Origin of the sequence: Archangium sp. (assembly GCF_036389735.1) — a bacterium.
Lineage (GTDB): Bacteria > Myxococcota > Myxococcia > Myxococcales > Myxococcaceae > Archangium.
Genome location: NZ_DASVWK010000735.1, coordinates 1 through 5,330, shown reverse-complemented (window position 1 = coordinate 5,330; position 5,330 = coordinate 1). Strand labels below are relative to the sequence as shown.

The following is a 5,330-nucleotide window of genomic DNA, read 5'->3' as shown; positions in this document are numbered from 1 at the left end:
CGCCTCGTCCAGCCGCGCCCGGGGAATGTCCCCACTCAGGGCCGCGGCGAACAGCGCCTCGTACACCTCCGTCTTCTTCTCCGGCCGCCAGGGGATGAGCACCATGTCCGCACCGGCGAGCACCGCCAGCACCGCGGCGCGGCCCACGCCATAGCGCTGGGCGATGGCGTCCATCTCCAGCTCGTCGGTGAGCACCAGCCCTCCGAAGCCGAGCCGCTGGCGCAGCAGCCCGTCCAGCACCTGGGGACTGAGGGTGGCCGGCACGTCGTTGCCGGTGAGGCCCGGCACCGCCACGTGCGCCGTCATCAGCCCGTCCAGTCCGTCCTGGATGACGGCGCGGAAGGGCTCCATCTGGGCGAGCACCTCCTCGCGAGACTCGAGCATGACGGGCAGGGCCTTGTGGCTGTCCTCGTCCGTGGCGCCATGGCCGGGGAAGTGCTTGGCCACGGTGACGAGCCCCGCGTCCTGCTGCCCTCGCACGAAGGCGCGCCCCAGCTCGGAGACGAGCGACACCGAGTCTCCATAGGAGCGGATGCCGATGACGGGGTTGCGCGGGTTGAGGTTGACATCCAGCACCGGCGCCAGGTTCATGTTGAAGCCCAGGCGCTTGAGATCCTCGCCCTGGGCGTGGCCGGCGGCGTAGGCCAGCTCGGCCGAGCGCGTGGCCCCCAGCGCCATGTTGCCCGGCAGCACCACCACGTCGTCGCGCACCCTCACCACGTTGCCCCCCTCCTGGTCCAACGCGAGGAAGGGGGGAATGCCGTCGGCCAGCAGCCGGCGCAGGCCGTCATTGAGCCGGGCCACCTGCTCGCCGCTGACGATGTTGCGCTTGAAGAGGCACACGCCGCCCACCCGGCGGCCGCGCACCAGGGTCTCCACGGACTCGTCCACCCCGGTGCCGGCGAAGCCCACCATCATCAACTGGCCCACCTTGTCCTCGACGGACAGGCCCGCCATGAGGGCCTCCACCCGGGCCTGAAGCTCCGGTGGGTACTCCGGGGGCGGCGAGGCCGGGGGCGCGGGTGGGGTGGGGTCCGCCTGGACCTGGGCGGGGGCCGGCGGCTCCGGGGCGGTGGCACAGGCGCCCAAGGCGAGCAGGAGCAGGACGGTGAGTGCGGGCAGGGGCCGGGGGAACACGTTGGGCGGAGCCTAGTCGAGCCCCCGGGACCCCTCCATTCCGTGACCGCGGCCGAAGAAGTCGCCTGGAGTCGGACAGGGAGGGCAAGCGACCCTTGCGCGAAACGAGGGCCAGGAGTAATTGCCCGCGGAGGGAGCGCCACCGCGGGAGCGCCAGCTTGAGAATCGCCGAGTTCCTCAGCCCAGATGCCGTCATCGCGGACCTCCGCGCCCGTGACAAGCAGGAGGTGTTGCGCGAGCTGAGCATGACGCTGGCCAAGGCCCATCCTCCGTTGAAGGAGGAGCGGCTGGTGGAGGTGCTCCGGGAGCGCGAGAAGCTGGGCTCCACCGGCATCGGCGAGGGCGTGGCCATTCCCCACGGCAAGCACTCGGGGCTGACGCAGTTGATGGCCGCCTTCGGTGTGTCGCGCCAGGGCGTGGACTTCGAGGCCATCGACGGCAAGCCCACGCACCTCTTCTTCGCCCTGGTGGCCCCGGAGAACAGCGCGGGCGTCCACCTCAAGGCGCTGGCGCGCATCTCCCGGCTCTTCAAGAACCCGCGCTTCCGGGCCGCCATCCTCGAGGCGCCCACGACCGCGGACATCCACGCCCTCATCGTGCAGGAAGACGCCCGGCCCTAGTCAGGAGCCCGTGGTAGGTTGGAGGGATGCAGCTGGTCCTTCGGCCGGTCGATGATCGGTTCTTCCACGAACAGGTGCTTCCCTTCCTGTCGCTCGCCATGAGCGACTCGGCCGGGGCGCTGGACTCACTCCAGGGACGGCTGGCGGATGAGCAGGCTCGCTCGCTGTGCGAGCGGTTGCTCTCCGCCCACCTGGGCGGTGGGCTGGGCGGGGTGGCGCAGGAGCCCTGGGGGGAGCTGGTGGAGCGACTCACCTTCCTCCAATGGGCCCCTGGCTCGTCCGGCTGGCAGGTGGTGGGGCGGCAGGCCGGCTACGCGGGCAATTGGGACGAGGCCCTGCACCTGGCGCTGATGGTGGAGGACCCGTCCTACCCGTATGGGGACACGCGGGCCGCGCACGGGCGCCGGGAGGGCTTCCGGCTCCATCCCCTGGCGGAGCTGGGGCTGGCGTCATTGATCGGCGGCCAGTGGGAGTCCTTCCCCTCCTTCCCGCCGGACCGGGTCTTCTCCACCCAGGGGCGGGGCGAGTACGTGCCGCGCGAGCAGTACGCCTTCGCGGATTGGGCGTGGCGGCCGGCGCGTACGGTGGCGCACTGGCGGGTCCACCTTCAGCGCAAGCTGGAGCGGTTGCTGGCGCGCGAGCGTGAACGGCTCGGGCCGGTGGAGCTGCCGGAGGCGGACGAGGTGCTGGCGTACTGGTTGGGCAAGGCGCCCCAGCCCCCGGCGTTGACGGTGGCCTTCTCCGGGCTGGGCCAGCGCGCGGCCTCGTGGATTCAGGAACTCGGCGTGCTGACGTCCCACGTGAGCGAGGCGGCCCAGGCCCAGGCCGGCCTGGTGGCGCTGGTGACGGGGAGCGCTACCGAGCGGTAGGGCTGGGGGCTCCCTGGCTCTCCAGGAGGATCGTGACGGGGCCGTCGTTGACGAGCGCCACCTTCATGTCCGCGGCGAAGACGCCGGTGCCCACGGTGAGGCCACGGGCGCGCAGGGTGTCGCAGACGCGCTCGTAGAGCGCCTTGGCTCCGGTGGGCTCCATGGCGTCGGTGAAGCTGGGGCGCCGGCCCTTGCGCGCGTCTCCATAGAGGGTGAACTGGCTCACGACGATGAGCTGCCGCGAGGTGTCCTCCAGCGACAGGTTCATCTTGCCGGCGGCGTCCTCGAAAATGCGCAGCGTGGCGAGCTTCTCGGCCATCCACGCCACGTCGGCCTCGGTGTCGCCCTTGCCCACGCCGAGCAGCACGAGCAGCCCCGGTCCCACCTGGCTGACGCGCTCGCCGTTGACGGTGACGGAGGCCTCGAGGACCCGCTGGACCACGGCCTTCATGTGCTCACTCCCAGGAGAAGTCGTACATGGCGTCGAGCGGTGCCACCTGCTGGCCGCTCACCCAGACGTCCTTCGACCCATACCGCAGGAGCAGCTCCTCGAGCACGCCCTCATGGTACGGCAGGGGCATGAAGGCGTGCCGGATGAAGAGACGCCCCTTCTTCGGCCCCAGCCACCCCACGGAGCGCTCTCCATAGCTGGTGGTCATCCTGTAGATGCTCTGCACGCTGGACAGCAGCTGCTTGACGTCCTTGCCCGCCACCATGCGCACGGCGTTACCCACCGGGGAGCACAGGAAGTCCCCCGTGGCCTTGTGCCCCAGCGCCTTCAGGGCCGGCTCCTCCCCCCCATACCGGCCGCTCAGCTCCTGGGCCGCGACCGCCGTGAGTCGCAGCAGCAGGGTGACGGGGTAGTTGAAGAAGGCCACCGGTTGCTGGTCACCGAGCTCCGCCTGACAGCGCGCCAGCGCCGCCTCGTCCCCGAGCGACCGCACCGCTTCGAGGATGCTGTTGAAGAACAGCCCGCGCGCGGTGTCCTGGGGGGTCGCGAGCGCCATCCGCTCCTGCATGGCTCGCAGCCACTCGGGCGACGCTTCGGCCTTCGCGGTGGCTTCGCGGCTCGTGCTCATGGGGGGCCAAGGACTGGACGAACCGATTGGAGGCTACCTGGAGGACCCCTTTCCAGGCAAATCAGCGTCCTGGCAGACAGCCTCCCTGGTTGCTCCATGGAGGGATGACCCCACCCGGGGGTGTGGCATAGGATGCGCGACCGCAATGACCGCTCAGCGACCCTGTCGCACCTGTGGGAATCCTCTTCCGGAGGGGGTGAAGGAATGCCCTCGCGACGGAACTCCCATCGACCAGACTCCCTTCTCGGATGACAAGACCATGCTCCACGGCCCGTCCACGGGCCCCGTGGAGGATAGCCACCCCTCGTTGGACGAGGAGGATGCGGTGTGGGAGTCCACCGTCCGCAAGGACGTGATGGTGGGCCAGAAGATCGGCGAGTACGTGGTGCGCCGACGCATCGGCAGCGGTGGCATGGGCGTCGTCTACGAGGGCGAGCACCCGGACATCGGCCGCAAGGTCGCCATCAAGATCATCCGCCCGGACTCCTCGGAGGGGGTGCGCTCGCGCGAGCTCATCGGCGAGGCCCGTGCGGCGAGCGCCATCCGCCACCGCGGCATCATCGACATCTTCGGCTTCGGAACGCTCCCGGGGGTGGGCCAGTACCTGGTGATGGAGTACCTCAACGGCCGGCCGCTGGATGAGGTCATCCTGGACCGGGCGCCCATGCCGCCCGCCGAGGTCATCCGGCTCATGACGGAGGTGCTCGGCGCGCTCGCGGCCGCGCACGCCGAGGGCGTCATCCACCGCGACCTCAAGCCGGGCAACATCTTCGTCGTGTTGGAGTCCAACGGCTCCGAGTACGTGAAGGTGCTGGACTTCGGGCTCGCCAAGAAGGGGACCACGCCCCACAGTGCCACGCCGCAGACGCGCGCGAGCATGATCGTGGGTACCCCGGAGTACATGGCTCCGGAGCAGGCCTGTGGCCAGGCGGTGAGCCCGCGCACGGACCTGTACGCGGTGGGCATCATCATGTTCGAGATGCTCACCGGGCGGCTGCCCTTCCGGGCCGACTCGCCGATGCATGTGGCCATCATGCAGGTGCAGAACGCGCCGCCCGCGCCGTCGTCCTTCGTGGACGGGCTGCCTCCCGAGCTCGATGACCTCATCCTCCGGATGCTGGCGAAGGACCCCGACCAGCGGCCCCTCTCGGCCGATCTGGTGGCGCGCGAGCTGAAGTCCATCGCCAAGCGGCTGTCCATGGACATGACCCAGCTGTCCGGGTTCGCCCGGGCCGTGCCGGAGTCCACTCCCGAGCCGCGCTCCCAGGGCCGGCAGGGGGGCACCGGGGTCGCGTTCCCGCGAGCGGGGACCGGGTCGCGTCAGGCCGTCGAGCCGGCCCTGCCGGAGACGCTGCTGTCTCCCAGCGTGCGTGCGGCGGTCCCCGCGCGCCCGCAGGCCGCCCCTGCGCGGCCCGTGGAGAAGCCCGCGGAGGTCGCTCCTCGCGGGAGTGCGCCCACCACCGAGGTGGTGCGCAGGGACATGATGTTCGGCGGGCAGCGCCTGAAGCTGGCGCTGGTCGTGGGGCTGGCGGCCGTCCTGTTGGGAGGAGGCGCGGGGGTGGTCATGCTCCGGCGTGGCAGCGGCCCGCGCGTGCCGGAGGTCGAGGTCTCCTCGGTCACGCTCC

General features: G+C 70.8%; 6 protein-coding genes. 3 read left to right on the top strand and 3 right to left on the bottom strand.

Annotation, left to right across the window (positions count from 1 at the left end; all coding sequences use genetic code 11):
* Positions 1 to 1,137: glycoside hydrolase family 3 protein (locus VF794_RS26180; protein WP_331115004.1), on the bottom strand; the 1,137-nt coding region annotated here is incomplete at its 3' end.
* 158 nt (positions 1,138 to 1,295) lie between these two features.
* Between VF794_RS26180 and VF794_RS26175 the strand changes: the two genes are divergently transcribed.
* Positions 1,296 to 1,757: a PTS sugar transporter subunit IIA gene (locus VF794_RS26175; protein WP_331115002.1), complete on the top strand. Its 462-nt coding sequence runs from the start codon at positions 1,296 to 1,298 to the stop codon at positions 1,755 to 1,757.
* Positions 1,758 to 1,783: 26 nt separating this feature from the next.
* On the top strand, positions 1,784 to 2,626 hold the full coding sequence (locus VF794_RS26170) for a hypothetical protein (protein WP_331115000.1): 843 nt from the start codon (positions 1,784 to 1,786) through the stop codon (positions 2,624 to 2,626).
* Here the strand turns inward: VF794_RS26170 and dtd are convergent.
* Entirely contained in the window at positions 2,613 to 3,077 is a 465-nt protein-coding gene (dtd, locus tag VF794_RS26165; protein WP_331114998.1) for a D-aminoacyl-tRNA deacylase, read from the bottom strand. The genes VF794_RS26170 and dtd overlap by 14 nt on opposite strands.
* Before the next feature lie 4 nt (positions 3,078 to 3,081).
* Positions 3,082 to 3,705: a DUF2378 family protein gene (locus VF794_RS26160; RefSeq protein WP_331114996.1), complete on the bottom strand. Its 624-nt coding sequence runs from the start codon at positions 3,703 to 3,705 to the stop codon at positions 3,082 to 3,084.
* Between the two features lie 196 nt (positions 3,706 to 3,901).
* Here VF794_RS26160 and VF794_RS26155 point away from each other — a divergent pair.
* On the top strand, positions 3,902 to 5,330 hold a 1,429-nt coding region (locus VF794_RS26155), incomplete at its 3' end, for a serine/threonine-protein kinase (RefSeq protein ID WP_331114994.1).

Coding starts and splice junctions, on each gene's coding strand:
- VF794_RS26170 (WP_331115000.1), top strand. CDS start 1,784: ATGCAGCTGGTCCTTCGGCCGGTCGATGATCGGTTCTTCCACGAACAG.
- dtd (WP_331114998.1), bottom strand. CDS start 3,077: ATGAAGGCCGTGGTCCAGCGGGTCCTCGAGGCCTCCGTCACCGTCAAC.
- VF794_RS26160 (WP_331114996.1), bottom strand. CDS start 3,705: ATGAGCACGAGCCGCGAAGCCACCGCGAAGGCCGAAGCGTCGCCCGAG.